Source organism: Marinobacter sp. LV10R520-4, from assembly GCF_002563815.1.
Lineage (GTDB): Bacteria > Pseudomonadota > Gammaproteobacteria > Pseudomonadales > Oleiphilaceae > Marinobacter.
Window position 1 is genome coordinate 2,582,043 of the sequence record NZ_PDJM01000001.1, and the last position, 26,094, is coordinate 2,608,136.

Consider the following 26,094-nt stretch of genomic DNA (forward strand, 5'->3'; position numbering starts at 1 on the left):
TGTGTGAATAAAAAGAGCCGCCATTATGCAGCAATTTCAGCGCAATACCGAAAGTCGATGACCAAACTTTCATATTTGCCTGAAAATCGCCGTAATGGTGGGCTGGCAGCCGTTTTGGCGGCTATTATTCGAAATAAACAGCCATTATGGGGTGCGTCTTACCCACATGATGCTTTAGGGTGCGTGGAGTTATTCAAAACGGAGAGCAGTATGAAATTGTTAAAAGCACTGGGAACAGCACTGATTGCGGTAAGTCTGTCGGCGCCGGCATTGGCACAACAGGCGGATGGCCAGCCCGACCGTATTGACCAGCTGGCGCAAATGGTTGGCCTGAACGATGAGCAACAAGAACAGATCCGCGGCGTGTTTGACGAGTTGCAAAGTCAGATTGTCGATCTTCGCCAACAGGCGCAAACCCTGCAGCAGCAGTTGCAAGCCGAGGTAAAAGCAGATTTCAGCGAAGATGCTATTCGCGAACAGGCGGAAGAGCTGGGTGATGTGACCGGTGAGATGGCGGCACTGTCTACTCTCATGCAGGCGAAGGTAGAGAGTATTTTTACAGATGAGCAGCGCAACGAGCTAAAAATGCAAATGCAGAAAATGCAGCAGATGCAACAACAGCAAATGCAGCAGGGCGGCCAGTAGGCGCAGCCCCGCCGCTAGCGGGAAGATGTCAGTGCGGGTGCCCGGTCAGCTTACGGATCTGACCGGTATCTGCATGGCGTTGACTGGCTCCGGGTTCGCCGGTGCAGTTTCTGCTGGTGAAGGAACCGCCGGCACCGCTAATCCAAGGTTGTTCTTGTCAAACACCCGGTCTGCACGGTAGCTCGACCGCACCAAGGGGCCTGATGGCACTTCCATAAAGCCCTTGGCCAAGCCAATTTCCCGGTAACGATTGAATTCTTCCGGGGTGACGTAACGCATCACCGGCAAATGGTTCGGAGTAGGGCGCAGGTACTGGCCCAGCGTCAGAATATCCACGCCCACCGCCAGCAAGTCGTCCATGGTTTGCTGAATTTCTTCGTCGGTCTCACCCAGACCTAGCATTAAGCTGGTTTTTGTCAGTACGTCTGGTCGGTACTGCTTGGCATGCTTCAGTACGCTTAGGGTTTTTTCGTAGCCGGCCCGTGGGTCGCGTACCGGATGAGTCAGGCGGCGAACGGTTTCTACGTTCTGGGCGAATACATCCAGCCCCGAATCCACAACCTGCTCTACGTGCTGCATAACCGCATCGAAGTCTGGCGTGAGTGCTTCCACTCTAACATCCGGCGTGCGGTGCTTGATGGCCGACACGCAGGCCGCGTAATGACTGGCACCGCCGTCGGGCAGATCGTCACGGTCAACCGATGTCAGCACAATGTATTGTAAGCCCATCAGTTCTACCGATTTTGCCGTATTCTCGGGTTCGTCTTTATCTAGCCAGCCGTTGGGGTTGCCGGTGTCTACCGCGCAGAATTTGCAGGCACGTGTACATACCGAACCCATTACCATAATCGTTGCAGTGCCGTTGGCCCAGCACTCACCAATATTGGGGCAGTGGGATTCCTGGCACACGGTGGCAACCTTGTGGCTTTTCACATTCTGTTTGACCGCCTCGTAGCGCTCACCACCGGGCATACGTGCGCGCAACCACTTGGGTTTTGGGTCGTTGCTGACGCCTTCGTTGGAAACATTGCGGCTTTGCTTAACGCCGTCCTTAATAGCAGCAAAGCCATGTTCACTGCGGAACTTGGCGCCACTGGCCACACGGGGCTTGGTGTTTGCGGTCATGGATGCGGAGCTCTCGTTCTGTACAAAAGACTTTGGTTAGGCTTAAAGGGTAAAGCCGAGGCGCGCCAGATACAAGAACAGTAGGGATAAACACGGGCACGGTACTGGTACTCAACATCTGCGCTACCGAAACAAGCCGGCAGCGCAGATGGCTGGAGTTCTCAGCGAACGGCCGCGTCCAGAGCCTGGGCAACATCGGCGATTATGTCGTCAATGTGCTCAATACCAATGGACAGGCGTACCAGATCTTCGCTAACACCTGCAGATTTCAGCTCGTCCGGGTTTAGCTGGCGGTGAGTGGTGGTTGCCGGGTGGCAGGCAAGAGATTTGGCATCGCCAATATTGACCAGGCGCAGCACCATGTCCAGCGCGTCAATGAAGCGTGCGCCAGCGTCTCGGCCGCCTTTAATACCGAAACTGAGAATACCGGAGGCTTTGCCGTCGCAGATTTTTTCGCAGGTGGCGCGGAACGGGCTGTTGGCCAGGCCAGCGTAGTTAACCCATTCCACCGACGGGTGATCCTGAAGGAACTGCGCGACTTTCTGGGCGTTCTCGCAGTGGCGTTCCATGCGCAGAGCGGCGGTTTCTATGCCCTGCATGATCAGGAACGCGTTAAACGGCGACAGCGCGGCACCGGTGTTGCGCAGTGGTATCACCCGGCAGCGGCCAATAAATGCGGCTGCCCCCAGGGCCTCGGTGTAAACCACACCGTGATAAGACGGATCTGGCTTGTTCAGCATCGGGAACTTATCTTCGTTGGCTTTCCAGTCAAATTTGCCAGAATCCACCACAACGCCGGCAACGGTAGTGCCGTGGCCGCCCAGGTATTTGGTCAACGAGTGAACTACGATGTCTGCGCCGTGTTCGATAGGGCGGCACAGGAACGGTGTGCCAACGGTGTTGTCCACGATCAGCGGCAATCCGTGCTTGTGCGCTATCTCGGCCCAGCGCTGAATGTCGACCACGTTGCCGGCCGGGTTGCCGATGGATTCACAGAACAGGGCGCGGGTGTTTTCATCTATGGCGTTTTCTACGCCGTCAAAGTCATCGTGGGTGAGCATTTTGCAGGTAATGCCCTGGTTCGGCAGGCTGTGGGCAAACAAATTGTAGGTGCCGCCGTAAAGCTGACTGGTGCTGACGATGTTATTGCCCACGGTGCAGATAGTTTGCAACGCATAGGTGATGGCTGACATGCCCGAAGCCACGGCCAATGCGCCAATGCCGCCTTCCAGTTGCGCCATACGCTCTTCCAGCACCGCGTTGGTGGGGTTCATAATGCGGGTATAGATATTGCCCTGTACTTTTAGGTCGAACAGGTCGGCGCCGTGCTGGGTGTCATCAAAGGTATAAGAGGTGGTTTGATAAATTGGCGTGGTTGCCGCTCTAGTGGTGGGGTCGCTTTTGAACCCGGCGTGCAACGCGATGGTTTCCCGCTTCATAACAGCTCATTCCTTTTGGTTATAGAAAGTGGACATGTGCAATCTTGCAGTATGCCACAGTCACAACCGGTTAAAAGAGCCGCCTTTCGAATTAGAAATTCTAAGCTAATGCGCGATCAGTTCTTCCAGCGCGCGGGATCGTAGGAGAACACCGGCAGTGACCAACGCCAGCGAATAGCTGACATGCGCAGGGCCAGGCCAACGCTGAAAGCCGCCAGCAAACTGATGTCGTCGTGCACATGTTTATGCTGCAGGTAAAGATAGAGCAGGGCAACAACCAGCGACACGCTGGCGTATAGCTCGTGGCGCAAAACCTGGGGCGTCCGGTTGCAAAGAATGTCCCGCAGTATGCCGCCAAAAATGCCGGTGATCAGGCCTGCCATAATCACAACCGGAATCTCGTAGTCCAGCTTCAGAGCCACCTGACAGCCAATAATGGTGAAGGCGATCAGGCCGAGGGAGTCCAGAACCAAAAACAGCTGATGCAGGCGCCGCATATAACGGGCAATCACCATAGTAAACAGGCCGGCGCTGACGGTGATGTAAATGTAGCCGGGGTGCTGGGTCCAGTTAATCGGGTAGTTACCCAGCACCATGTCCCGCACGGTACCTCCACCTAACGCCGTAACGAAGGCAATCAGCGCCACGCCAAACATATCCATGTTGCGCCGGCCGGCAGCAAGCGCGCCAGACATGGCTTCGGCGGTAATGGCAATCAGATAAATCGAGATGAGCACACACAATTCCTATGCTGCGAGGCGCGCTATTATACAAGCGCTGGCATGGCTGTAGGGGACAGATTTAAAAATCTGTCCCCGATTCGGCTCTCAGTTTGCGGAGACAGATTTCAAATCTGTCTCCTACTTGAACTCGGTCCCCGGTTTTTGAAAAGGCTGGCTGATCGGGAAAATCGTGTCGTATGCCCAGGTAAAGGCAAAGGCGTACACCAGATAAAAGGCTATAAAGCCAAGATCTATTATCAGGGCTTCCATCAGGCTTACGTCGAGTATGCGGGTAACAATCGGCAGGAATACAACCATCAGCCCCAGCTCAAAACCAAAGGCGTGGGCAACTCTTAGCTTGACGGTTTTCTTTGGCGTGCCGGTGTACTTCAGCAGAGCATGATCAAACAGCAGGTTGTAAATGTAGTTCCAAACGGTAGCGATGGTGGCACCAATGGCACCTAGCAAGCCAAAATCCACCATGGAATAGCCCAGCACCAGAGTGCCAAAGCTGATAACAACAATCAGACCAATCACTTCAAAGCTGACCGCCTGGCGAATACGGTCTGGCGTGGTGCGCATCAACAAAACTCCGTTGCAGCGGGCCGTCCCGAATGCTGTGTCCCTAAATAGGCGAGGTCGTCCTCGTGATGTTTGCGAAAGTACGATTATACCCGGAAATCTCCCGCAAAAAAAAAGACCCACAGCGTTAACTGTAAGTCCTTGAAGTCTGGTAGCAAGGGGCGGAGTTGAACCGCCGACCCCAGCATTATGAGTGCTGTGCTCTAACCAACTGAGCTACCTTGCCATCACTCCATCAACGATGGAAGCGGCGCGTATAGTAAGTTTCGCTGCCGAATGTGTCAAGGGTTGGGCGTTAGATATTTCGAGAAAACTCGAGTATATGGCCTTTAAACGGCTTCTCAAGGTAGTCCGTGTGAACGGGTTTTGTGTGGCTGTTGCTGAAACCGTGCGCGGCCAGTTTTACGCTGATTTTAGTTTTTCGGCCACGGCCGGGGTCCGCCAGAATCACGTCGCAGCGGGGCTTGGCGTGATTGTTAATAAATTCGGCCAGTAACGGAACGTGCTCGTCTTCGTACAACAGATCACTGCCAATAATCAGGTCAAAAAGCCCCAGTTCACTGTGGTCATCGGCCCAGTCTGCACGCTCAAACGCAATGCTTTTGCCCTGATTCAGCAGAGTGTTGCGAACCAGGAAGTGTTCAACTTCGGGGTGATAGTCGGTCGCCGTGATATCGGCTTGGCGCCCGTTCAGCAGCAGGCTTGATAGCGCCATGCCGCAGCCGATTTCCAAGATGCGTTTGCCCTCAATCGGGTAGTCCAGCATATGGTTTGCCAGCACTATGCTAGACGGCCATAACACGCCAAAAATCGGCCAGGCCGCAGAGGAAATACCAAGGGCATCGGCCGCGCCTTCGGGGTCGTTAAACTGTTGATTGTCGCGCAGGGTACACAGATGGATATCAGTATTACCAACTTCGATGGTTTGGTAACGCAGACGCAAAGGAAGGCTGTCCATTATGGCTTGAAAGCTCCTTTCTGAATGACCGATACCTGTGTCTGGTTACGGCCTGATGTCTTAGCGCTATAAAGGGCTTTATCAACGCGCTCAATCAAATCCGCTAAAGCTTCCTCGGGCTGCAATTCGCCCAAACCGATCGACACGGTGACGGGGCCCACGTTTTCGTGATGTTTGTTCTGCACGGCCTGCTGGCAACGTTCGGCCAGCAGCAGTCCCTGGTCTAAATTGCAGCCACCGAAAATAAGCAGGAACTCTTCGCCGCCCCAGCGTATCACGGTATCATTAGCCCTCAGTGTAGCAATCATCGTGCTCGTAACAGCTCTGAGAACTATATCGCCGGCGGCATGCCCCCAACTGTCGTTAACTTGTTTGAAATGGTCGATGTCAGCCATCATGATCGACATAGGCAGTTTGGACCCGCGGTGCTGCATATAGGCCTTTTTCAGCGCTAGCTCTCCGGCTACTCGGGTCAGGGCTCCCGTTAGCCCGTCAAAGCGCACCATTTCACGGAACGTCTGTTCTTCCAATACTCGAGTTGTCAGGTCGCGAAATATACTCACGTAATGACTGACATTATTCGCTTCATCGGTCAGCGGCGTTATTGTCTCGTCACAGTAAATCAGCTCGTTATTCTTGCCGCGGTTAACAAAAGTGCCCTTGTAAGAACGCCCCTTCTTCAGGGTGTCCCACATGTCCTTATAGAATTCAAAATTCTGTTCTCCGGAATTGAACATGCTCGGATTTCGACCCAGTACCTCCGTGAGTCCGTACCCGGTGATTGTCTCGAAGGCCTTGTTAGCAAATTCGATGGTTCCGTGGCTATCGGTGATAAGCACGCCATCATCGGTAGCGTTGATTACGTGGGCAAAAAGCTGAGTTGTTTTCTGCGCGGCTATCAGGCTGCTGATGTCCCGCTGTAACGAAATGAAATGCGTAATCTCACCTGCCTCATTACGTACAGGAGAAATGTTCCACTCGACCGTGTACGGGCGGCCATCTTTGCGGTAGTTAATCGTCGAACCTTGAAAATGGGTGCCGTCTTGAAGGCAATGGCGCAGTCTGTCAATCACATCAGGATTGGTTGCTGGCCCCTGAAGAAGGCGCGGGTTTCGTCCGAGTAACTCTTCTTCGTTGTAGCCCGTCATCCGCAGAAAGGCCTGATTGGCGAAGACAATACGGTGCCCTTCTTCGCCAGAGTTTGCATCTGTCAGTAAAGCAGCGTTGTAAGACTGTTCAAAAGCAAAAGCAGTGACGTTCGGATCGGTGTGGTCAGCAATCGTATTCATACCAAGGGCAACATTTTGCGTGAGTTGATTGTCGTATGTGGCCGTTGTTGCTTGCAACCGCACTTGGCCTGATCATGCAGACGGCCGCTTTATGTCCAGCGCCAATGTTTGAATGTAACAAAAAATCAGTCAGGCCGTAGGGTCAACCTCATTTTCTTAGCGCTCAGCGGCCTCGAGTACCAGAATCCCTGAGCGATATCGCAACCCTTATTTTTAACGAACTGCGCGGAATTCCAATTCAAAATCTCTGATTTAGTGTTGGATGGATAGCGCCTATTTTGGTCGGTCGTGGTTTTCGATGTACGCACGAAGAACGCTGATCGGTGCGCCACCCACCGACAATAAACAGTACGATCGGCTCCAAAGCGCGTTTGTGCCCCAGTAGTACTGCTTGAGTTGCGCCCCATACTCTTTCTTAATCATCCGGCTGCTGACGGTTTTCAGCGTGTTGATCAGCTTTGCCGGCGTGATCATCGGGTGAAGCGTGATGAGCGCGTGAATATGATCCGCCTCGCCATTGAGCTCGTCCAGACCGCAATCATCGGCGCTTAACAGTCGGATAAACTCATCTTCAAGCCAGAGCAGCATCTCGTCATTCAGGCATTTGTGTCTGTACTTGGTCACCAGGACCAAATGATATTGGAGTTTGTAGATGCAGGAATTATGGCTTCTTTTCATACTAAAATATCACTGTATAAGAATTGACACCAATTTTGGCTGTCTGTAATATTATTAACATGAGCAAAGAGAAATCAACGCCTATCCGCACCCAACAGATTGTCATTCGGAAGCCGCATGAGGCGTTTCGTGGGGCCGGCGTTTGTACTCAGATTGTTCGCAGAATCAAAAACGCCACCTCCTATTTGATGCAGCACCACCCTGAAGGCAAAGATCAAACGCTGTCGCACCGCGACGCTGATAAATGGCTCAAGAAAAACAACCGAGAGCTGTACGCCAAGCTCCCCCCGGTCAAAACACAGTTTCGTTTTTCGCAGAACTGGAACGCTTTGGTGGGCGACACCGTTGCTCTTGAAGTGCGCATCGTACCCAAAGGCAACTGCTTTATAATCGAACTCATCTACGACGAATCAAAAATCGTGGAGGCGGGCCGTTTCTGCCGTCTTCTCGACAAATCCCGCAAGGCCGGGATCGATTTAGGCATCAACAACCTCATCGCACTCGCAACGGATCAGCCGGGCGTTCGCGCTGTGACCAACAAGCGTCATCGCCGGATGAAAGACTTGCTGCACAGAGCGTCCAGCAAGGTTGCCTCCAAAATGGCACTTTGGAGGCCAAAGGCCGTACGCAGCTGTTCAATGTCCAGGTCTTCAACTGCGTCAGAGCCTGGTAAGGTGCCTTTAGGCATTAAAGCGCTCCGTCAGGCCATGGAGGTCGGCCGTTATTTTTTCCAAAGCCTGGTCACTATCGCTTGTTTTAGAAACGCTTTCCAAGCTTTCATCCTTGGCACTGGATCGAAGGGTAGTGATGATCTTCTGAATGGATTCGGTTGATCCACAGGTTTTTTGCGCCAGTGAGCGAACTTCGTCTGCTACAACCGCAAACCCGCGGCCGTGCTCGCTCGCTCGGGCGGCCTCAATGGCAGCATTGAGGGCCAGCAGGTTGGTTTGGTCTGCAATGGATTGAATTAAGCTGGCTGCTGTATTGATCGGAATCTTTCCGGGCGCAAACCCCTTGCTTTAGCTCGGGGATAGCCCGGGTATTCAGAGCGGACGAGCCTGCTCCTGAATATACTTTGTCACAGCGTCCAAAGACGCTCCGCCGGTTGAGACCACACAATAACTCGGACTCCAGAAATGGCTTCCCCACAACCACGGCCGGATTTCCTCATGGAAGTCTCTGCGCAGAACGTAAGCACTTTTGCCTTTCAGTTTTCCGACAAAATTCGAGAGGGAGTGCCTGGGGTGAGCGCTGACGATGAGATGTACGTGGTTGCCCTCGCCGTTGAATTCCAGAAGCTCCGAACCCATCTGTTCACAGGTTTCCCGGAGGATGCCTTCGATGGCCGTCAGGATCCCGTCGGTGAAGACGGATCGACGGTATTTTGTCACAAAGACTAGGTGGACTGTGTTCTTGTAAACAACGCTTCGACCTTTTCGCCAGTGGTTATTTTCGGACATAGTGTGCTCAATATACTAGAATTCAATGCCGGTATGGTTTACCTTTAAGGCATGATTGTAAAGCACGGAAAGTCCATCGAAATTACCGACCAGTTGTCGCCTAAAGCGGCCACTGCGATCGCGCAATGGATCGGTGGTTACACCGTGATTTACAACCAGAAGACCTTGGCCTCTCGGGCGGAGTGTCAGTCGTGGATCGAGGCCGGCAAGCCTGTCGAACATCGACCAAAGGTGGACGCTTCAGCCGCCCAATTCCAGGCAGAGATGCCTTTTTTGAAAGACATTCCGGCGCAGATTCGGCGAAACGCCGGGGCCAAGTGGTTCGAATCAAATCAGGCCGCCCTGAAAGGGCTTCGCAGTCGTCCCACCGTTCGCCCCAAACACAAAAAACGGAATTGTTACGTCACCAACGAACTGTTCGATGTCCAGGAACTGGACAACGATCGCTGCCTTGTTCAGCTGAAAGCCAACTCCGGCAAGCGCCATCGCGGCCAGTACCTAACCGGCGTGGTGATGCCGTTCCCGGCAAAAGACGCGGGCAAGGCGTTGTATTTGTCACGCAAAGGGCGCCGATTCTAGCTGTCCATGAGCTTCGACAAAGCTCTCGATGTGATGACCGAGAACGACGTTCGGCAGTACGCCGCATCGCTCTCCGACACCGAGCTGGAAGGCCAGGTTGACGGTTATGATCTGGGTGTTAAGCGTCAGCTCACGGACTCCGCCGGCGAGGTGTATCACTTGCCGGATGACACCGTCGCAGCTTTGAGTCGATTGGAGAAACGCCGAATCCGGTACCAGCGCCGGTATTCGCGCATGGCCCGAGCCAACGATCGAAAGGCCGGAACGATAAAGCGACCTCGCACCGGTGGCGAGAAGAAGATGCAACGCAAAATCGCTCATTACAGCAAGAAACGGGCTCATATTCAGAGCAACAATTCGCACCACATTTCCAAGCGAATTGCCGATAAAACACGACTCATCGCGGCATTCGAAGACATCAAAATCAACAACATGGTTCGCCGGCCAAAAGCGAAGATCTGCCCGAACACCGGTCGCTGGCTGGTCAACGGCGCCAGCGCGAAGCGCGGCCTGAACAAAGCGATTCATTCTGTGAACCTGGGGCAGATTCGCCAGTTCACCGCCTACAAATTAATAGACCGCGGTAAGCTCATGGTGCGAGTCAAACCGCACTATTCCAGCCAAGAGTGCTCTCAGTGTGGCCACACTGAAAAAGGCAACCGACCGTCACAAGCGACGTTCAAGTGCCTCGGTTGCGGCTTCGCCGCAAACGCGGATGACAACGCGGCCTGCGTGATCAAGCAGCGCGGAATAACGCACGTTCGAAGTGAAGCGTTCTTGCAAGGGAAAACACCTCGAACCACCAAAGTGCGACGGAAAAAGGCGCCCGAACTGGCGTCTTCAGGAAGCGGAGATCTTGTAAGCCCTGGTTGTCAGGCAACGATCGGCGATGCTCTACATTCTCGACGGACGATAGATCATTATTGTCTTTCGGAAGCTCGGCGGCTTTAGCCACGGGTAGTTCACGTGGTCAGTTTCAGTCGCCAGGCTTTCCACAGCAGTGCGCACCTGATCAACCGTAACGGACAGCGCTTCAATCACCGTCAGCGTGGTCTGGGCGACATCACTGCCCTGTGCAACCAGGGAGGTAGCGCTTTGAGCCTTTTCAGCCGTCAGCTAAATGTTGTGCGGACTGCCAATCAGCTCTTCCCTGGTGAAACCGCTGACGGCCTCGAACTCATTGTTGCAGTAAAGTATTTATTCTATATTGTACGATCAAACATCCTGACCATTTTTTTCTGAAGATACGAATATGAAAAGTACTGTCGTACTTATTTCACTGGGCGGCACCATCGCCAGTCTTCCGGGCAGTTCGGGGCGGGCGATTGCGGGTGCCCTTTCAGGCAAAGAGTTGATGGATACGTTGCAGATTGATAGCGACGGTCCGGTGGAAGTTATCACTCTTTACCAGAAGCCCAGCAATGCCATCACCACCGACGATCTGCTGCAGTTGAGAACGTTGTGTCTCGAGTTGTCGCAGCGTAAAGATGTGGCCGGGTTGGTTGTGTCTCAAGGCACGGACACCCTCGAAGATACGGCCTATTTCCTCGACACAAGCCTGGCGCTTGAAGACACTGCTCTTGTGGTCACGGGCGCTCAGCGAGTGCCCTATGCCACGGGATCGGATGCCGGCCCCAATCTTCGCGATGCGTTGAAGGTAGCGAATGCGCCGCAGGCACGGGGCGCCGGCGCACTGGTGGTGTTCAATGAAGAGATTCACGGGGCAAGCTCTGTGCGCAAACTCAGCAGCTATCAGCTTAATGGCTTTGGTTCGCCGGGTATCGGGCCCGTGGGTTTTGTCGACGGCGACGAGGTCCGGCTCACCAAGCGATTGCAACGCTTATGCGCAATTGCGCCGGGCGAGCAGCTGCCGCGGGTGGATATTATTCCGGTAGCGCTTGGCGCATCGCCGGCTCTGCTTGAAGCGGCGGTGGCCAACGGCGCCCAGGGGCTAATAATAGACGCTGTCGGCCGTGGCCAGGTTCCACCGGACTGGATGGAACCGCTTGGCGTCCTGCGTGCCACGGGCGTCCCTGTGGTGGTCGTGTCGTCGACCCAATGGGGCAGGCTCGCAGAGGCCTATGAGTACCGGGGGTCACTGGCTGAACAGGTCGCGATAGGCGTGCTCAAGGCCAGCCACCTTAATGCCAGAAAGGCCCGGCTGCGGCTTATGTGCGCTTTGTCGTGCAATATGCCAATCGATCAGTCGCTATTTTCCTGACAGTCTGGCTGCCCCTTGCAGTAGCGACCGTTTCAGGCTCTTCAAAAAGCGCTGAGTGTTTCCGTTATTTTAATCAGACATTAAAGCGGAAGTGCACCACATCGCCGTTTTTGACGATGTATTCTTTGCCTTCCAGGCGCCATTTTCCGGCGTCTTTGGCGCCGGCTTCACCTTTGAACTGGATGAAGTCTTCGTAGCCAATCACCTCGGCACGAATAAAACCGCGTTCGAAGTCGGTGTGTATCACGGCGGCGGCCTGGGGCGCAGTGGCGCCAATTTTTACGGTCCAGGCGCGTACTTCCTTCACACCGGCGGTAAAGTAGGTCTGCAGGCCCAGCAAGCCGTAGCCAGCGCGAATCACGCGGTCAAGGCCGGGCTCTTCCATGCCCATCTCGTCCAGGAACATGCTTTTTTCGTCGTCTTCCAGTTCGGAGATTTCTGCTTCAATTTTGTTACAGATGGGCACCACCACGGCGTTTTCGGCAGCGGCGATTTCGCGCACGGTGTCCAGGTACGGATTGTTCTCGAAGCCGTCTTCGGCCACGTTGGCGATGTACATGGTGGGCTTGATGGTCAGCAGGCACAGTTCCCGAATCAGCAGCAGTTCGTCTTTAGTCAGGCCCATACTGCGTACCGGTTGGCCTTCGTTCAGAACCGGAAGCAAGCGTTCAAAAATATCCAGCTGGGCTTTGGCTTCTTTGTCACCGCCTTTGGCGATGCGCTGTACCCGCCTGATGGCTTTTTCCACGGTGTCCATGTCGGCCAGCGCCAGTTCGGTGTTGATCACCTCTATGTCATCCGCCGGGCTTATCTTGTTGGCCACGTGAATAACATTGCTGTCGTCAAAACAACGCACTACGTGGGCAATGGCTTCGGTCTGGCGGATGTTGGCCAGAAACTGGTTGCCCAGGCCTTCGCCCTTGGACGCACCGGCTACCAGCCCGGCAATGTCCACAAACTCCATGGTGGTTGGCACAACACGCTGGGGCTTAACAATCTCGGCCAGCTTGGTCAGGCGCGGGTCGGGCATGGCCACTACGCCGGCGTTGGGCTCGATGGTGCAGAACGGAAAGTTTTCTGCGCCAATGCCTGCGTTGGTCAGTGCGTTGAACAAGGTAGATTTGCCGACGTTGGGAAGGCCGACGATGCCGCAGTTAAATCCCATGGAGTGCCTCTGATGCTGCTGAAAATGTGCCTAGGGGACAGACTTAAAGTCTGTCCCCGCTGTGTGATGCTTGCTTAGGGACAGATTTGAAATCTGTCCCTGGTTTCTCGGTTCGTGCTTAGGGACAGATTTCAAATCTGTCCCTGATTTAAGCGTTGGCGTCAAAGCCGTGCAGGCGGTTCATGGCCGCGGCCATGTTGCCGTTGGCGGCGTCTGGCAGCACGCGCATGGTTTCATCGAAGACCGCGTTCAGTGCTTCGGCTTCCTGTTTGCCCAGGCGGCTCAGTACATAGCCGGTTACCTGACGGGCTTCGCCAGGGTGGCCAATGCCAAGTCGCAAGCGCTGGAAATTGTTGGTGCCAAGGTGTGCAATGCTGTCGCGCAAACCATTATGACCGCCGTGACCGCCGCCTTTTTTCAGTTTCGCGGTGCCCGGGGGTAAATCGAGTTCGTCGTGGGCGATCAGAATCTGTTCGGGGAGTATCTTGAAAAAGTCTGCCAGCGCTTTTACCGACAAACCGCTGCGATTCATGAACGTTAAAGGGTTCAGCAAATGCAGTTCCACGCCTTGCCATTGAATACGGGCATAAAGGCCGTGGTATTTCTTTTCAAGGCGAAGCGCCTGACCCGCATCGCGGGCCAGTGCCTCAACGAAGAGGGCGCCGGCATTATGGCGGGTATTCTCGTAATCGGCACCAGGGTTACCCAGTCCAACCACCATGACAATATCCTGTGCCATCTGCCGTCGTCCCCGCAGTGATTACTACTTGTCTTCGCCTTCTTCTTCGTCTTCAACGGTGTCAGACTTCACGCCTTTAGGCTTGTTGATGGTAACAATAGCCTGGTCGTGCTCTGCGCCGTGCTGCAGTGCTGGAATGCGAACGCCTTCTGGAAGCTTCAGTTCGCTCATGTGCACAATGCCATCCATCTCGACGTCAAACAGGTCGATTTCGATGAACTCTGGCAGGTTCTCCGGTAAACAGGCTACTTCTACCTGGGTCATCAAACGGAAGGCAACGCCACCAAAGGTCTTGATGGCCGGAGCAGTTTCTTCGTTCACCAAGTGCAGCGGTACGTGAACGAAGATTTCTTCGTCTTTGTTAACGCGCTGGAAGTCAGCGTGGCTCAGAAGCGGCTTGTACGGGTGACGCTGCAGATCCTTCAGGATAACGCTTTCTTTTTCGCCGTTCAGTTCAATGGTCAGAACGCGAGAGTAGAACGCTTCGTTTTCAAGCGCCTTTTTCAGATCGTTGTGCCAGATGGAGATGGGCGTAGCGTCTTTGTGACCACCGTAGATGATGGCCGGGATTTTACGCTCTTCGCGACGCAGGCGGCGGCTCGCACCTCTCCCCTGGTCGTCACGAGGAAATGCTGTAAGTACAAAGTCCTGAGACATGGTAAGTATCCTTATCGTCATCTGCACGGCCCGCGACCAGGCCCTTTACAGATGAGGTTTTAAAAAGCCGGCGGTGCCAGCTATGAAAAGGTACGGGAGCCGTTGTGGCTCCCGTACCGGTATTTGCTTTTGCGGTCTATTTGAAACTGTTCCAGTTATTCGGAACGGCTCAAAAATCAGATCGACTTAGACATTCTCGAACATGGCGCTGATAGATTCTTCGTTGCTAACGCGGCGAATAGACTCCGCGAGCAGTCCGGCCATACTGAGGGGACGGATTCTATCACATTGCCGGGCTTTTTCACCCAGAGGAATGGTGTCGCACACCACCAGTTCGTCCAGTTCGGAATTATTGATGTTTTCGATGGCTTTGCCTGACAGCACCGGGTGAGTGATGTAGGCCACAACTCGCGATGCTCCGTGCTTTTTCAGGGCTTCGGCGGCTTTGCACAGGGTGCCGGCGGTATCAACAATGTCGTCAACCAGAATGCAAACCTTGCCACGCACGTCACCAATAATGTGCATAACCTGGGACACGTTGGCTTTGGGGCGACGCTTGTCGATAATCGCAAGATCTGCGTCATCCAGGCGCTTGGCCACGGCGCGGGCCCGCACAACACCGCCAACGTCGGGCGATACCACAACAAAGTTTTCAAAACGTTGCTTTTCAATGTCTTCAATCAGTACCGGTGTGGCGTAAATATTGTCTACCGGAATGTCGAAGAAGCCTTGAATCTGATCGGCGTGCAAGTCTACGGTCAGTACCCGATCTACACCAATGCTGGAAATCATGTCAGCAACCACTTTGGCGCTGATGGCGACACGGCTGGAGCGAACTCGACGATCCTGACGGGCGTATCCGTAATAGGGGATAACCGCGGTGATACGTGACGCTGAAGCCCGGCGCAGGGCGTCGGCCATCACAATAAGTTCCATCAAATTGTCGTTGGTGGGGTGGCACGTAGGCTGGATGATAAAAACATCGTGGCCGCGCACATTTTCGTTAATTTCAACGGTGGTTTCACCATCGCTAAAACAACCGACTGTTGCGTTGCCAACTGGAATATGGAGTTGCTTGGAAATCGCGTGGGCAAGGTCAGGATTGGCGTTGCCGGCAAAAATCATTAACTTGGACACGATAGCATCCTTCTCGGTATCGGCGTGTGATTCAGAGGAAGCAGGAGAAAGATGGCTGGGGTGGCAGGATTCGAACCTGCGCATGACGGGATCAAAACCCGTTGCCTTACCACTTGGCGACACCCCAGTGTCGTGCTTATTTGGCATCATTTTAACTCTGCTAGTTTCTGGTGTAGAGGTGAATGATTCACCCCTCTAGCTACGAAACCCTTGATGCCGGAGGGTCTGCTTTCCCAGATAATCCGGGCTGCGGATTCTGTCGGGAAACGGCCAAAAATGCAAGCCCCTGTTCCGGTTAATCTTGCAGGTCCGAATTGCGAAAGCCAATCCAGGCTTCTGGCGACATCAGGATACAGTTCGCGAACCGTTGCTTCACAGTCGTTTTTGTACCTCGAGGCGTCTCCCTCAAAAGCGGGCGCCATTGTCATTTTTGGAGTGTTCCTTGTCAACCCTTTTGCTGAAAAAATCTTGGCGGTCTGAATGTCACATTCGGGCTTGAGCACCACGAACCAGTCTTGTGGCGGGTTTGCAGGCGTCAGCTGTTCACCGACGCCTTCGCCGATGGCTGCGTGACCGCGTACAAAAACCGGTACATCGGCGCCCAATTTCAGGCCCATTTCTGCCAGAGCGTCTTCGTCATGGCCAAGCTGCCACAGGTGATTCAACGCCAGCAGGGTGGTTGCGGCGTTAGAACTTCCGCCGCCCAAGCCACCGCCCATGGGCAGTTTCTTGCAGATACTGATGGTTACACCGGGCAACTGCCACAGCGCGTCCCCGGCCAATGCGAGAGCCGCCTTGATAATCAGGTTGTCCGCATCGGCTATCCCGGGCATCGATTGCGCCAGGCGTATGCCGGGCTTATAGGGCGTCAGCTCAAAAGTCAGTTCATCGCCGTAGTCCAGAAACTGGAACAGGGTTTGAAGCAGATGGTAACCGTCGGCGCGGCGGCCATTGATGTGCAAAAACAGATTCAGCTTTGCCGGCGCTGGCAAGGTAATGCTCGTCATCATTAAAGCGCCTGCCAGTCAGTGATCGCCATGCGCACGCGCTTCTCGCCCTTGGTTGCAGTGATGCGGGCGGGCAGTGCCGGCAGTTCGGCGCTGGCGCTGTACCAGCGGTCGTATTGGATATGCCAGCCGCTCTGGCGAATAGCCACCAGTTCCCCGGTGCTGTCGAACAGCAGGCGGAAGTCGCCATCGGGCGCGGTTAAACCCCGCACCCACCAGGTCAGCTGGTTCAATGGCAAGCGCCAGCCCGTTGCCGCCAGTACCAGCTCGTCTGGTTCAGCGGATTGGTAACGCTCGCCATCGGCCAGTGTCAGTTCGATAAAGTCGGGTGAGCCTTTAAGCCGAGTGCGGCCCATGCCCAAAAAAGCAGAAGACAGGGTCAGGTCATAGTCTTCGTTGTGTTGTACCCATTGGTTAATCAGCGCGCTACCGCTGTCTGAAGGCTGCTTAACGGCAAGCTTGCCGGTCAGTTGCCAGTGATTAAGATTCTGCCGCTGGCGCACGGTGTCTGGCCAGGAGGTGGGAGGCTGGTCGGTCAGGCCTTCCGGTAAGGGCTCCAGAATAATCGTGCTACAGGCGCTCAGCGTAGCCAGCACAAGCATTAAAACAGTGTGGCGAAGCCACGCTTTGGTCAAGGTTAAAAAAAACACGGTTATTCGCCAGCCGTAGCATCAACAGTGTCGGTATTGGGTGCCGGCTGCGAGCCTACCCGTTCAATGGTTTCCAGCAATACTTCGTGCTGTGGGTCCTGTTTTAGCCCCTGCTCCCAGATAATACGTGCCTGCTCGTCGGCGCCGGTCATCCACAAGACTTCGCCGTAATGGGCGGCTACTTCGGGGTCCGGGAAGGCGGCCCAGGCGCGGGACAGGTAATCCAGAGCCTGTTGCAATTTGCCTTCGCGGTACAGTAGCCAGCCCATGCTGTCGAGAATGGCCGGGTTTTCGGGCGCAAGCTCCAGCGCTCGCCCAATCAACTGTCGGGCCTCAAAAAGGCGCTCGGTGCGAATGGTCAGAATGTACCCGAGTGCATTCAAAGCCACCGCGTTGTCGACGTCGTCGCGCACAATCTGCTCCAGGTCTTGCACCGCTTCTTCGGTATTGCCCTGGCTGTCCATCAGCATGGCACGAGCGTAACGAATCTGGATATTGTCCGGATGTTGCAGCAGCGCCTGGTCAATGGCGGCGGTGGCCTGCTGCTGTTGGCCCTGCTCTAGCAGCAGGTTGATTTCAATCATCCACAGCGCTTCGGAGCGGCCTGGATTGGTTTGGCGTAGTCGCTGAATGGCATCAACCGCTTGCTTCAGCTCGCCGGTTTCAGCCAACAAAGTGCTGGCTCTGGCTTGGGCGGGCAGGTAATAAACGCCATCGCCCACGGCCTGATAGAAATTAATCGCCTGTGCAAAGCGGTTTTCATTGTCTGCCAGTCGGCCTAAATAATAGTTTGCTTCAGGGGCTTGCTGGCCACGGTTCAGCAAAAACGTCAGCTCTTTGCGGGCGATGTCTCCTTGCTGGTTTTCAATCGCCACCAGCGCGTGGGACAGGCGCAGCTCAGACATATCCGGGTAGCGGTTCACCAGTCGCTCGAATTCGTCTTGCGCGGCTTGCAGCTCGCCCTCGTTAACCAGCATGCGGCCATACAGAGCGCCCATTTGTCGGTTGCCGGGAAAGCGCCGGGTGTTGGTCATCAGGTGGTCAAGCGCGGCGCGTTTTTGGTCGCTGCCGTACAGAAGGTCCCCTTTCAGAATAATGGCTGGTTGAAAAGTGGGGTGTTTATCCAGCAGCGTTTGCAGGCGCGCCATGGCCGACTGCGGCATGTCGCGTATTTTCATCAATAGGGCAATGCTGTATTCCAGCTCTGGGTTGTCGCTGTGGCGCTCAGCCAAATCCAGGTACAGCGACAACAACTTCTGCTGGCGCTCAGCCGAAAGGCTGGCTGTCATGGCTGCCAGGCTGTCAAAGTCGGCGTCGCCGCCGAGTTCCATAATGCGCTCCATATGCACCAGCGCCAGTGTCAGGTCATTATTTTTTACCGCCTGAATGGCGGCGGAGCGATGGGCTTCGATGCTGTCGGGGTCTACTTCCAGCCACAACTTCACCAGCTCCTGCTGAGCGTTGTCGCTGTTCAGGGATTGGGCGATGCGGGTTGCCCGTTCAATAACGCCGACATCACGGGACACCTGGGCGGCCCGCACGTAGTGGCCCAAAGTGATATCATAGCGACCGCGTTGGGCCGCAATTTCCGCAGAGGTCAGCAGGTACAGAACTTCTGGCTCGAAATCCCCGTACACCGGCGTAGAGTTGGTTTCCTCAGCGGCGGGCACCGAGGCATTCGATTCGGCGGCATCCATGTCTGGATTGGCGTCGTCAAAGCCCGAAAGGCTGCTGCAGCCCGAAATCGCCAGGCCCAGCAGGCCGGCGGCCAGAGCGCGGGGAAGGTTGCGATGGCGAGTAGAGTGGCGAGTGGAATGGCGAGTGGAATGGCGATTGCCATCAACTGCGCGATAAAAGAGCCCGAAAAAGAATGTTTGCATGCAAAATTCCGTATGTTAAGCAGGCGTAAAATCCGACGTGGAGCGCCAAAACCTTATAATGGCACAACCGCCAGATGTTGCCTAACGTGTCCGCACTTGCCGCAGCTCAAGGCTTATGGGTGGCAGCGCGGCCTTCAGAACGTTAAAATACCGGTAATATTAAAATTTCATTAATCGCAAAGCGCGCAGGGGTGTTGAATCACAAAATGGCACTGGTAACGCTGGGTATTAATCATCGCACGGCGCCTGTGGCAATCCGCGAACGGGTGGCCTTCACCCCTGAGCGCATGGCCGAGGCCTTTGCAGAGCTGCGCGCGGCTGCCGGAGCAACCGAGGCGGCCATCCTTTCTACCTGTAACCGCACCGAAATTTACCTGGCAGCTGACGACGATTGTGCTCCTTTGATATTGCGCTGGTTGGCCGGTTTTCACAACGTCGATGCCGGCGATCTGGAAGACGTAATATACGTCCATCATGACAGCGAGGCGGTGCGCCACCTGATGCGGGTGTCGGCCGGGCTGGACTCCATGGTTTTAGGGGAGCCGCAGATACTGGGGCAGCTTAAAGACGCTTATGCCCTGGCGCGGGAACACAAAGCCTGTGGCTCTTTCCTGGCACGCTTGTTCGAGCACACCTTCTCGGTAGCCAAGCGGGTTCGCACCCAAACCGCTATTGGCGAAAATCCGGTGTCTGTTGCCTACGCCGCGGTCAGCATGGCCAACCGCATATTTGCCGATATGTCGCGCAACAAAGCGCTGCTGATCGGCGCTGGTAAAACCATCGAACTGGTTGCCCGCCACCTGGCAGACGCCGGCGTAAAAGATTTCCTGGTGGCCAACCGCACCCTGGAGCGGGCGCAAACCTTGGCTCAGGTCCACGGCGGTAGGGGCATACTGCTATCTGACATTGCCGAACATCTGCACGAAGTGGATATTATTATCTCGTCCACCGCCAGCCCGCTGCCTGTTTTGGGCAAAGGCACCGTGGAGCGGGCCCTGAAAAAGCGCAAACACCAGCCCTTTTTCATGGTGGATATTGCGGTACCGCGGGACATAGAGCCGGAAGTGGCCGAGCTCGACGACGTGTATCTTTACACCGTTGATGACCTGCGCCAGGTGATTGAAGAGAACATTCGCTCCCGCGAGGGCGCCGCCCGGGAAGCCGAAAACCTGATTGACCTGGGTGTGCAGGAATTTCTGAACCAGCTGCGCGCACTGGACGCCGTATTTACCCTGAAGCAGTTCCGCCGGCGAGCCGAAGACCTGCGCGATGCCGAAACCGAAAAAGCGCTGCGCTCCTTGCGCAACGGCGCCGATCCGGAAACCGTGATGCGCAGCCTGGCCCGTGGTATTACCAACAAGTTGCTACACCAACCGTCAATCCAGGTACGCAAGGCCACCACCGCCGGGCGCACCGAGGTCACCGAATGGTTGCGGGAATTGCACCAGCTTGATGCAGAAGAAACCGACCATAAGACCCCCGTTGGAAAAATATGAAGCCGTCTATTCAGTCTCGCCTTGAACAGCTTGTTGAACGTTTTGAAGAAGTCAGTGCCTTGCTCAGCGATGCCGGCGTGATTGCCAACCAGAACAAATTTCGCGAGCTGTCCCGTGAATACGCCGAAATAGAGCCGGTGGTGCAGTGCTTTCAGGCCTGGCAGCACTCTCTTGTGGACATCAATGAAGCCCGCGAAATGTGCAAAGACGGCGACGCCGACATGCGTGAAATGGCGGAAGACGAACTGCACACCGCCCAGCAAGCCAGCGAAGGGCTGGACGCAGAACTGCAAGGCCTGATGCTGCCGAAAGACCCGAATGACGGCAAAAACGTGTTTCTGGAAGTGCGCGCCGGTACCGGCGGCGACGAAGCCGCCATATTTGCCGGCGACCTGTTTCGCATGTACAGCCGTTTTGCCGAACGCCGGCGTTGGCAGGTGGAAATTCTCAGCGCCAGCGACGGTGAACACGGCGGTTACAAAGAAGTGATTGCACGGGTGGCAGGCAGTGGCGTTTACGGCACGCTGAAATTCGAATCCGGTGTGCATCGTGTGCAAAGGGTACCGGAAACCGAATCTCAGGGCCGCATTCACACCTCGGCTTGCACGGTGGCTGTTATGCCGGAAGCCGACGAAACTGAAGCCGTAGAAATCAACAAAGGCGACTTGCGAATAGACACCTTTCGCGCCTCTGGTGCCGGCGGCCAGCACGTTAACAAAACCGACTCTGCCATCCGCATTACCCACCTGCCAAGTGGCATGGTGGTGGAATGCCAGGAAGAGCGCTCTCAGCATAAAAACCGTGCCAAGGCCATGAGCCTTCTGGCTTCGCGCTTACAGAACATTGAAACCGAACGTGCCCATCAGAGCATGGCTGAAACCCGCAAGAGCCTGGTGGGCAGCGGCGACCGTTCCGAGCGCATTCGCACCTACAACTTTCCCCAAAGCCGGGTGACTGATCACCGCATTAATTTGACCCTGTACAAGCTGGATGAAGTGATTGCCGGCGATCTGGATTCGGTGGTCAAGCCATTGCTGCAAGAACACCAAGCCGAGCTGCTGGCTGCACTGGCCGATGACCGCTGATTCTGCTGACGACCCCGGTGCTTTTAATCCAGGCGCTTTCGGCCCCGCCACTTTCGACCCGGCCACTTTACGCTGTGACGATTTGCTACGGGCCGCCGCAAGCCGCATCGGCAGTGACTCGCCACAGCTAGACGCCGAGCTGTTACTGGCCCAGGTAACCGGGTGGTCCCGAACCCGCTTTCGCGCCTTTCCCGAACAACAGGTCAGCCAGGTGCAAGCGGCCGCGTTTCAGCAGCTTGTAAGCAAACGCGCAACCGGCGAGCCCGTTGCTTATGTGCTGGGGCAGCAGGAGTTCTGGTCATTGCCGTTGCAGGTAAGCGCTGCCACGCTGATTCCAAGGCCCGATACTGAATGCGTGGTCGAACACGCCCTGACCCTGGATCTGCCAGCCCAGGCGCGGGTTCTGGATTTGGGCACGGGCACTGGCGCCATTGCCCTGGCGCTGGCCAGTGAACGGCCTGATTGGAATATAATCGCCAGTGACCTTATAGATGACGCTGTAGCCTTGGCGCAGAGCAACGCAGCGGCGCTGAATCTGTCAATTCAGGTGGTGAAAAGCCATTGGTTCGACCAGCTCGCGGCTCTCTGTTTTGATTTAATCGTATCTAATCCGCCGTATATTGCCAGCACCGATCATCACCTGAGTGAAGGCGACGTTCGTTTCGAGCCGGCCTCTGCGCTGGTATCGGGTGCCGATGGCCTGGATGATATCCGCCATATCGTGGCCGCCGCGCCCAGTTGGCTGAACGCTGGCGGCTGGCTGCTGCTAGAGCACGGTTATGATCAGACACAGGCGGTGCAGGCATTGCTTCAGCAACAGGGTTTTGACCAGGTACACAGCCGTCAGGATTACGGCCGCAATGACCGAATGACTCTCGGCCAGGCCAGGTAGGGGACGGATTTCAAATCCGTCCCCGCTTTCTCCCAAGACAGGGACAGATTTCAAATCTGTCCCTTATCTAAAAACCGAAATCCGTCCCCGATCTGTCAACGGAGCCCACCATGCTAACTGACGACGAACTATTACGTTACAGCCGCCAGATTCTAATGCCGAATTTTGACATTGCCGGCCAGCAGGCGCTGAAATCCGCGCGCGTATTAATAGTGGGCTCCGGCGGCCTGGGCTGCCCCGTAGCACTTTACCTGGGCGCAGCCGGAGTAGGGCACCTGACCCTGGTAGACGACGACCACATTGAAGTAGCTAACTTGCAACGTCAAATCGCCTTTGAAACCGCCCAGCTGGGTGAGTCCAAAGCCGAGCGGCTGGCTGATCGCATTCGCGGTATAAACCCGTTAATAACGGTAGACGTGATTCGCCAGCGGCTGGAGAACGAAGATTTTGACGCACCTGTGGCACAAGCAAGTCTGGTGCTGGATTGCTGCGACAACTTCAACACCCGCTTCGCCCTGAACCGGGCCTGCGTGAAAGCCGGCGTACCGCTGGTGTCTGGTGCAGCCATCCGTGGCGAAGGTCAGATCAGCGTGTACGACAGCCGCCAGCCGCAGTCGCCGTGCTACCACTGCCTGTATCCGGAACAAGGCAATGAAGACCTGACCTGCTCCGAGGCCGGCGTAATCGCCCCGCTGGTGGGCATGATCGGCGCCGCCCAGGCGATGGAAGCGATAAAAGTCATCAGCGGCGTGGGCAAAACCCTGGTCGGCCGCCTGTTGATTGTCGACGCCTGGCGCATGGAATGGCGCGAAATGAAGCTGGCCAAAGATCCCGCTTGCCCGGTGTGCAGTAACAGATAGGGGACAGACTTCTACCAAGTAGGGGACAGACTTCAACCAAGTAGGGGACAGACTTCAAGTCTGTCCCCGGTTAGGGGTTGCGATTAGGGGACGGATTTCGAATCCGTCCCCGCTTTTTCTGTTCCAGATTTCTCGTTAGTCCCGCAACGCCTGAAACCGCGCTATCGCCTCTTTCCGACTCTCCTTCAAATCCACAATCGGCCTGGGATACCCCCCAGGTATCACCCCGCCTTTACCCGGATTATGAACCCGCTTGCTGTCCAGCTTCGCCAGTTCCGGCACCCAGTGGCGAATAAACTCGCCGTCTGCATCAAAGCGTTCGCCCTGGGTCATGGGGTTAAAAACCCGGAAGTAAGGCGACGCATCGGTGCCGGTAGACGCACTCCACTGCCAGCCACCATTGTTCGACGGCAGGTAGCCATCTGCCAGTTTCGACATGAAATAGGCCTCGCCCCGGCGCCAGTCAATAAACAGGTTTTTGGTCAGAAACATCGCCGCCACCATCCGCAGACGGTTGTGCATCCAGCCGGTGGCGTTGAGTTGGCGCATGGCGGCGTCTACCATCGGTATGCCTGTTCGACCATTTTTCCAGGCTTCGAAATGCTCGTCGGCGGTGTTCCAGTGTAGGGCTTCGGTTTCGGGCTTGAACGCCCGGTGCATACTCACCCGCGGGCAGTGGTAAAGAATATGAATGTAAAAGTCGCGCCAGGCCAGCTCGGTTACCCAGGTGAAAAACCCTTCCTCGGCGTCGGCCGTCTTGCCAAGAGAGCTGCCCATAGACTGCTTCAGTTGCCACGCCGCCTGCACACACTGGCGGCCAGACAACGCACCTATGGCCAGGTAAGGCGACAGTTTGCTGGTGCCCTCAATCGCGGGAAAGTCGCGGTCTGTCTTGTAATCACCCGCCCGCTCCTGCAAAAAATCCTGTAGGGCATCGTGGGCGGCGTTCTCCCCCGTGGCCACCAGCGCCGGCGGTGCTTCGCCAAACAGCTCACCCACTTCTTTTTTCAAAATCACGCTGCTGCTGTTTTTAACGTCGGTGCCTGTTATCGCTTCGCCTATTTTCTTCGGCACCGCTAACAAAGCCGGCTGCTGTTCTTCCTGCCAGCTGCGCCAGCGCCGGGAAAACGGCGTGAACACCGAATAGGGCTCGCTTTGTTGGGTCAGCACCTCACCCACCGGCACGGCAGCCTGGTCACGGTACTTGCTGACCTTAACCCCAAGCGCGTCCAGTCGCGGTTTCAGAGCTTTGTCGCGGCGGCGCTCGTTTACGCCGTATTCTTCGTTAAAATGAACCTGGCTAATCTTGTGCTCGCGGCAAAACGCTTCCAGCGTATCCAGCGACTGCTCAAAGTCTGCGGCCCGCAAAAAACTCAGGGCAATGCCCAGCTTGGCCAGTTCTTGTGCCAGCGCATCGGCGTGGTCTAACATCAGGCGCACTTTGGCCGCCGACCAGTCGTGGCTAAGCCATTGCTCTGTAGTGACTATAAAGCAGGCTTCAACCGGCTCGCCGGATGATTGCGCAGCGCTCTGGCAGGCGGCGGCCAGGGCCGGATTGTCGGCGGCTCTAAGGTCGTTACGGAACCAGACCAGCTGAGTCATGGTGTCTCCTGAGTATGGGTAAAGGGGTTGGGCAGAGCTAACCATACGGGTAATTACACCTCGTGCATCCAATAAAATCATGCGTTTATCGGAATGCGCGGAAAACCTCGGCCGTCAGGCCGGGGATGAATAGCGCGGACACCGCAGGTGTCCCTCTCGTTAGCAACATTCTCATTCCGGCGTTTGCTGCTGCTCAATGTACTGGCGAATAATGCTAATGGGTGCACCACCACAACTACCAGCGAAGTAAGACGGCGACCATAAGGCATTACCCCATAACTTTTTCTTAAGTGTCTCGTACTTTTTCTTCCCTAAAAACGCAGTGCCGCCCGTGCCTAATATCATTGTTTTTTTCCATGGACCAACCATAATTGAGCTATGAAACGCCTTCAAGCATTCAAATTTCAGATTGAGCCAAACGGTGAGCAAATCCGCGCCATGCGTCAGTACGCGGGTAATGCTCGCAAGATTTGGAATTTGGCTTTGAATCGTCAGCAAGAGCTACATACGGCCGGTGAAAAATTCACCAACAGCTTTGGCATGAATAATTGGCTGCCAGCGTGGAAGCAGGAATTCTCGTACTTGTGCGACGCTCTCTGACGGCACGATGTTCGAGCCGGTCAATGCGCTGCGTACCCGCGCTGCGAAGATGGCAACGTATCAGCGACGCATGAGCCGCAAGGTCAAATTCAGCCGCAATTGGAAAAAGGCGAAGGCCCGTATCACCAAGTTGTATCAACGGGTTGCTCATACCCGCAATGACTTTCTCCACAAGATCTCGAACATCATCAGCAAAAACCACGCGGTGGTCGTCATCGAAGATCTGAACGTCACGAATATGAGCAAGTCAGCAAGCGGCACACTTGAGGCACCAAGGCGAAGCGTAAAAGCCAAATCCGGCCTGCGGTCATATTTGTGCAGAGAATTGCAAGACTCAATCGCAATTCGAATGTGTCGAATGTGGGTATGCTGAAAATGCAGACCTCAACGCCGCAATCAATATTTTAAGGGCAGGTCATGCCCGGTTAGCCTGTGAAGTGAACGGTGCGGTAATGCCGTCAGCAACAGGAACCCACCGAAGCGACTCAAGGGTGGCTCAATGCCACGCCTGAGCGCAGTAGGAATCCCCCTCTTTCAGGGCGGGGAGGATGTCAAAGTGAGCGCAACATGGCGACTGACAAAACAGGAATATAACGGCGTATGAAACAGCCCGCAGAGCGAGCTCT

At 55.3% G+C, this 26,094-nt stretch carries 29 protein-coding genes and 2 tRNA genes; 11 read left to right on the forward strand and 20 right to left on the reverse strand.

Annotated elements, in window-relative coordinates; translation table 11 throughout:
* Positions 1–210: 210 nt before the first annotated feature.
* Positions 211–645, forward strand: a complete 435-nt coding sequence (locus ATG98_RS12485) for a Spy/CpxP family protein refolding chaperone (RefSeq protein ID WP_228706121.1) — start codon at positions 211–213, stop codon at positions 643–645.
* 45 nt (positions 646–690) lie between these two features.
* On the opposite strand, the gene lipA is transcribed toward ATG98_RS12485, so the two are convergent.
* From lipA to tnpA (ATG98_RS12540), 10 genes are all read right to left on the reverse strand, one after another.
* Positions 691–1,770, reverse strand: a complete 1,080-nt coding sequence (lipA, locus tag ATG98_RS12490; RefSeq protein WP_098423330.1) for a lipoyl synthase — start codon at positions 1,768–1,770, stop codon at positions 691–693.
* Between the two features lie 161 nt (positions 1,771–1,931).
* Entirely contained in the window at positions 1,932–3,209 is a 1,278-nt protein-coding gene (locus ATG98_RS12495) for an O-acetylhomoserine aminocarboxypropyltransferase/cysteine synthase family protein (protein WP_098421383.1), read from the reverse strand.
* A gap of 116 nt (positions 3,210–3,325) precedes the next feature.
* Positions 3,326–3,946, reverse strand: coding sequence for a trimeric intracellular cation channel family protein (locus tag ATG98_RS12500; protein WP_098421384.1), 621 nt, complete (start codon positions 3,944–3,946; stop codon positions 3,326–3,328).
* Between the two features lie 123 nt (positions 3,947–4,069).
* Positions 4,070–4,513, reverse strand: a complete 444-nt coding sequence (locus ATG98_RS12505; RefSeq protein WP_098421385.1) for a PACE efflux transporter — start codon at positions 4,511–4,513, stop codon at positions 4,070–4,072.
* Between the two features lie 149 nt (positions 4,514–4,662).
* Positions 4,663–4,739, reverse strand: a tRNA-Met gene (locus tag ATG98_RS12510).
* Positions 4,740–4,808: 69 nt separating this feature from the next.
* On the reverse strand, positions 4,809–5,471 hold the full coding sequence (locus tag ATG98_RS12515; protein WP_098421386.1) for a class I SAM-dependent methyltransferase: 663 nt from the start codon (positions 5,469–5,471) through the stop codon (positions 4,809–4,811).
* The gene (locus ATG98_RS12520) at positions 5,471–6,817 is read right to left on the reverse strand and encodes a PAS domain-containing protein (RefSeq protein ID WP_228706122.1); all 1,347 of its coding nucleotides are present in this window, start codon (positions 6,815–6,817) and stop codon (positions 5,471–5,473) included. The genes ATG98_RS12515 and ATG98_RS12520 overlap by 1 nt, the downstream gene beginning before the upstream one ends.
* A 216-nt stretch (positions 6,818–7,033) precedes the next feature.
* Entirely contained in the window at positions 7,034–7,438 is a 405-nt protein-coding gene (gene tnpA, locus ATG98_RS12525) for an IS200/IS605 family transposase (RefSeq protein WP_098423334.1), read from the reverse strand.
* 680 nt (positions 7,439–8,118) lie between these two features.
* Positions 8,119–8,433: a methyl-accepting chemotaxis protein gene (locus tag ATG98_RS22390; RefSeq protein ID WP_098424440.1), complete on the reverse strand. Its 315-nt coding sequence runs from the start codon at positions 8,431–8,433 to the stop codon at positions 8,119–8,121.
* Between the two features lie 48 nt (positions 8,434–8,481).
* Positions 8,482–8,898: an IS200/IS605 family transposase gene (tnpA, locus tag ATG98_RS12540; RefSeq protein WP_098423336.1), complete on the reverse strand. Its 417-nt coding sequence runs from the start codon at positions 8,896–8,898 to the stop codon at positions 8,482–8,484.
* A 51-nt stretch (positions 8,899–8,949) separates the two neighbouring features.
* On the opposite strand from tnpA (ATG98_RS12540), the gene ATG98_RS12545 reads away from it, so the two are divergent.
* From ATG98_RS12545 to ATG98_RS12560, 3 genes are all read left to right on the forward strand, one after another.
* Positions 8,950–9,477 carry a hypothetical protein gene (locus ATG98_RS12545; RefSeq protein WP_098423337.1) on the forward strand — a complete coding sequence of 176 codons (528 nt, stop codon included), beginning with the start codon at positions 8,950–8,952 and terminating at the stop codon, positions 9,475–9,477.
* A gap of 6 nt (positions 9,478–9,483) precedes the next feature.
* Positions 9,484–10,428 (forward strand): RNA-guided endonuclease InsQ/TnpB family protein, encoded by a 945-nt coding sequence (locus ATG98_RS12550; protein WP_098423338.1) that lies wholly within the window; start codon positions 9,484–9,486, stop codon positions 10,426–10,428.
* A gap of 301 nt (positions 10,429–10,729) precedes the next feature.
* Positions 10,730–11,698 (forward strand): asparaginase, encoded by a 969-nt coding sequence (locus ATG98_RS12560; protein ID WP_098423341.1) that lies wholly within the window; start codon positions 10,730–10,732, stop codon positions 11,696–11,698.
* A gap of 73 nt (positions 11,699–11,771) precedes the next feature.
* Here the strand turns inward: ATG98_RS12560 and ychF are convergent, their stop codons facing one another.
* From ychF to ATG98_RS12600, 8 genes are all read right to left on the reverse strand, one after another.
* Positions 11,772–12,863, reverse strand: a complete 1,092-nt coding sequence (gene ychF / locus ATG98_RS12565; RefSeq protein WP_098421390.1) for a redox-regulated ATPase YchF — start codon at positions 12,861–12,863, stop codon at positions 11,772–11,774.
* 148 nt (positions 12,864–13,011) lie between these two features.
* Complete coding sequence (pth, locus tag ATG98_RS12570; RefSeq protein ID WP_098421391.1) at positions 13,012–13,602, reverse strand: aminoacyl-tRNA hydrolase; 591 nt, start codon at positions 13,600–13,602, stop codon at positions 13,012–13,014.
* Between the two features lie 24 nt (positions 13,603–13,626).
* Positions 13,627–14,259, reverse strand: a complete 633-nt coding sequence (locus tag ATG98_RS12575) for a 50S ribosomal protein L25/general stress protein Ctc (RefSeq protein WP_098421392.1) — start codon at positions 14,257–14,259, stop codon at positions 13,627–13,629.
* 186 nt (positions 14,260–14,445) lie between these two features.
* Positions 14,446–15,396, reverse strand: coding sequence for a ribose-phosphate diphosphokinase (locus ATG98_RS12580; protein ID WP_098421393.1), 951 nt, complete (start codon positions 15,394–15,396; stop codon positions 14,446–14,448).
* Between the two features lie 52 nt (positions 15,397–15,448).
* Positions 15,449–15,523, reverse strand: a tRNA-Gln gene (locus tag ATG98_RS12585).
* A gap of 19 nt (positions 15,524–15,542) precedes the next feature.
* On the reverse strand, positions 15,543–16,406 hold the full coding sequence (ispE, locus tag ATG98_RS12590; RefSeq protein ID WP_098421394.1) for a 4-(cytidine 5'-diphospho)-2-C-methyl-D-erythritol kinase: 864 nt from the start codon (positions 16,404–16,406) through the stop codon (positions 15,543–15,545).
* Positions 16,406–17,005, reverse strand: coding sequence for a lipoprotein insertase outer membrane protein LolB (gene lolB, locus ATG98_RS12595; RefSeq protein WP_179888295.1), 600 nt, complete (start codon positions 17,003–17,005; stop codon positions 16,406–16,408). Before lolB ends, ispE begins: the two co-directional genes overlap by 1 nt.
* 50 nt (positions 17,006–17,055) lie before the next feature.
* A complete protein-coding gene (locus ATG98_RS12600) occupies positions 17,056–18,933 on the reverse strand; it encodes a tetratricopeptide repeat protein (RefSeq protein ID WP_098423343.1) in 1,878 nt (625 codons plus the stop codon).
* Positions 18,934–19,139: 206 nt separating this feature from the next.
* Here ATG98_RS12600 and hemA point away from each other — a divergent pair, with 206 nt between their 5' ends.
* The 4 genes from hemA (at position 19,140) to ATG98_RS12620 (ending at position 23,266) form a co-directional block, all read left to right on the forward strand.
* A complete protein-coding gene (gene hemA, locus ATG98_RS12605) occupies positions 19,140–20,429 on the forward strand; it encodes a glutamyl-tRNA reductase (RefSeq protein WP_098424441.1) in 1,290 nt (429 codons plus the stop codon).
* The gene (gene prfA / locus ATG98_RS12610) at positions 20,426–21,514 is read left to right on the forward strand and encodes a peptide chain release factor 1 (RefSeq protein WP_098423345.1); all 1,089 of its coding nucleotides are present in this window, start codon (positions 20,426–20,428) and stop codon (positions 21,512–21,514) included. The genes hemA and prfA overlap by 4 nt, the downstream gene beginning before the upstream one ends.
* Complete coding sequence (gene prmC / locus ATG98_RS12615; protein WP_228706124.1) at positions 21,504–22,406, forward strand: peptide chain release factor N(5)-glutamine methyltransferase; 903 nt, start codon at positions 21,504–21,506, stop codon at positions 22,404–22,406. Before prfA ends, prmC begins: the two co-directional genes overlap by 11 nt.
* 110 nt (positions 22,407–22,516) lie before the next feature.
* The gene (locus ATG98_RS12620) at positions 22,517–23,266 is read left to right on the forward strand and encodes a molybdopterin-synthase adenylyltransferase MoeB (protein ID WP_098423346.1); all 750 of its coding nucleotides are present in this window, start codon (positions 22,517–22,519) and stop codon (positions 23,264–23,266) included.
* Positions 23,267–23,401: 135 nt separating this feature from the next.
* On the opposite strand, the gene phrB is transcribed toward ATG98_RS12620, so the two are convergent.
* Positions 23,402–24,868, reverse strand: a complete 1,467-nt coding sequence (gene phrB / locus ATG98_RS12625; protein ID WP_098423348.1) for a deoxyribodipyrimidine photo-lyase — start codon at positions 24,866–24,868, stop codon at positions 23,402–23,404.
* Between the two features lie 171 nt (positions 24,869–25,039).
* Positions 25,040–25,237, reverse strand: coding sequence for a transposase (locus ATG98_RS22395; RefSeq protein ID WP_416376576.1), 198 nt, complete (start codon positions 25,235–25,237; stop codon positions 25,040–25,042).
* A gap of 69 nt (positions 25,238–25,306) precedes the next feature.
* Between ATG98_RS22395 and ATG98_RS22400 the strand changes: the two genes are divergently transcribed.
* Genes ATG98_RS22400 through ATG98_RS22410 form a run of 3 tightly spaced genes read left to right on the forward strand, consistent with a single transcriptional unit; the run spans position 25,307 to position 25,980 of the window.
* Complete coding sequence (locus ATG98_RS22400) at positions 25,307–25,468, forward strand: helix-turn-helix domain-containing protein (protein WP_267283862.1); 162 nt, start codon at positions 25,307–25,309, stop codon at positions 25,466–25,468.
* 7 nt (positions 25,469–25,475) lie between these two features.
* Positions 25,476–25,841 carry a transposase gene (locus ATG98_RS22405; RefSeq protein ID WP_267283838.1) on the forward strand — a complete coding sequence of 122 codons (366 nt, stop codon included), beginning with the start codon at positions 25,476–25,478 and terminating at the stop codon, positions 25,839–25,841.
* Positions 25,780–25,980 (forward strand): zinc ribbon domain-containing protein, encoded by a 201-nt coding sequence (locus ATG98_RS22410; protein ID WP_228706268.1) that lies wholly within the window; start codon positions 25,780–25,782, stop codon positions 25,978–25,980. The genes ATG98_RS22405 and ATG98_RS22410 overlap by 62 nt, the downstream gene beginning before the upstream one ends.
* The last annotated feature ends 114 nt before the right edge of the window (positions 25,981–26,094 follow it).

Bases quoted from the DNA above. Each gene is read 5' to 3' on its own strand.
- tnpA (WP_098423336.1), bottom strand. From the start codon at position 8,898: ATGTCCGAAAATAACCACTGGCGAAAAGGTCGAAGCGTTGTTTACAAG.
- ATG98_RS12515 (WP_098421386.1), bottom strand. From the start codon at position 5,471: ATGGACAGCCTTCCTTTGCGTCTGCGTTACCAAACCATCGAAGTTGGT.
- ispE (WP_098421394.1), bottom strand. From the start codon at position 16,406: ATGATGACGAGCATTACCTTGCCAGCGCCGGCAAAGCTGAATCTGTTT.
- ATG98_RS12600 (WP_098423343.1), bottom strand. From the start codon at position 18,933: ATGCAAACATTCTTTTTCGGGCTCTTTTATCGCGCAGTTGATGGCAAT.
- hemA (WP_098424441.1), top strand. From the start codon at position 19,140: ATGGCACTGGTAACGCTGGGTATTAATCATCGCACGGCGCCTGTGGCA.
- ATG98_RS12485 (WP_228706121.1), top strand. From the start codon at position 211: ATGAAATTGTTAAAAGCACTGGGAACAGCACTGATTGCGGTAAGTCTG.
- lipA (WP_098423330.1), bottom strand. From the start codon at position 1,770: ATGACCGCAAACACCAAGCCCCGTGTGGCCAGTGGCGCCAAGTTCCGC.
- lolB (WP_179888295.1), bottom strand. From the start codon at position 17,005: ATGCTTGTGCTGGCTACGCTGAGCGCCTGTAGCACGATTATTCTGGAG.
- ATG98_RS22400 (WP_267283862.1), top strand. From the start codon at position 25,307: ATGCGTCAGTACGCGGGTAATGCTCGCAAGATTTGGAATTTGGCTTTG.
- phrB (WP_098423348.1), bottom strand. From the start codon at position 24,868: ATGACTCAGCTGGTCTGGTTCCGTAACGACCTTAGAGCCGCCGACAAT.
- ATG98_RS12560 (WP_098423341.1), top strand. From the start codon at position 10,730: ATGAAAAGTACTGTCGTACTTATTTCACTGGGCGGCACCATCGCCAGT.
- ychF (WP_098421390.1), bottom strand. From the start codon at position 12,863: ATGGGATTTAACTGCGGCATCGTCGGCCTTCCCAACGTCGGCAAATCT.
- pth (WP_098421391.1), bottom strand. From the start codon at position 13,602: ATGGCACAGGATATTGTCATGGTGGTTGGACTGGGTAACCCTGGTGCC.
- ATG98_RS22405 (WP_267283838.1), top strand. From the start codon at position 25,476: ATGTTCGAGCCGGTCAATGCGCTGCGTACCCGCGCTGCGAAGATGGCA.
- ATG98_RS12550 (WP_098423338.1), top strand. From the start codon at position 9,484: ATGAGCTTCGACAAAGCTCTCGATGTGATGACCGAGAACGACGTTCGG.
- tnpA (WP_098423334.1), bottom strand. From the start codon at position 7,438: ATGAAAAGAAGCCATAATTCCTGCATCTACAAACTCCAATATCATTTG.
- ATG98_RS12620 (WP_098423346.1), top strand. From the start codon at position 22,517: ATGCTAACTGACGACGAACTATTACGTTACAGCCGCCAGATTCTAATG.
- ATG98_RS22395 (WP_416376576.1), bottom strand. From the start codon at position 25,237: ATGGTTGGTCCATGGAAAAAAACAATGATATTAGGCACGGGCGGCACT.
- prfA (WP_098423345.1), top strand. From the start codon at position 20,426: ATGAAGCCGTCTATTCAGTCTCGCCTTGAACAGCTTGTTGAACGTTTT.
- ATG98_RS12545 (WP_098423337.1), top strand. From the start codon at position 8,950: ATGATTGTAAAGCACGGAAAGTCCATCGAAATTACCGACCAGTTGTCG.
- prmC (WP_228706124.1), top strand. From the start codon at position 21,504: ATGACCGCTGATTCTGCTGACGACCCCGGTGCTTTTAATCCAGGCGCT.
- ATG98_RS12495 (WP_098421383.1), bottom strand. From the start codon at position 3,209: ATGAAGCGGGAAACCATCGCGTTGCACGCCGGGTTCAAAAGCGACCCC.
- ATG98_RS12575 (WP_098421392.1), bottom strand. From the start codon at position 14,259: ATGTCTCAGGACTTTGTACTTACAGCATTTCCTCGTGACGACCAGGGG.
- ATG98_RS12505 (WP_098421385.1), bottom strand. From the start codon at position 4,513: ATGCGCACCACGCCAGACCGTATTCGCCAGGCGGTCAGCTTTGAAGTG.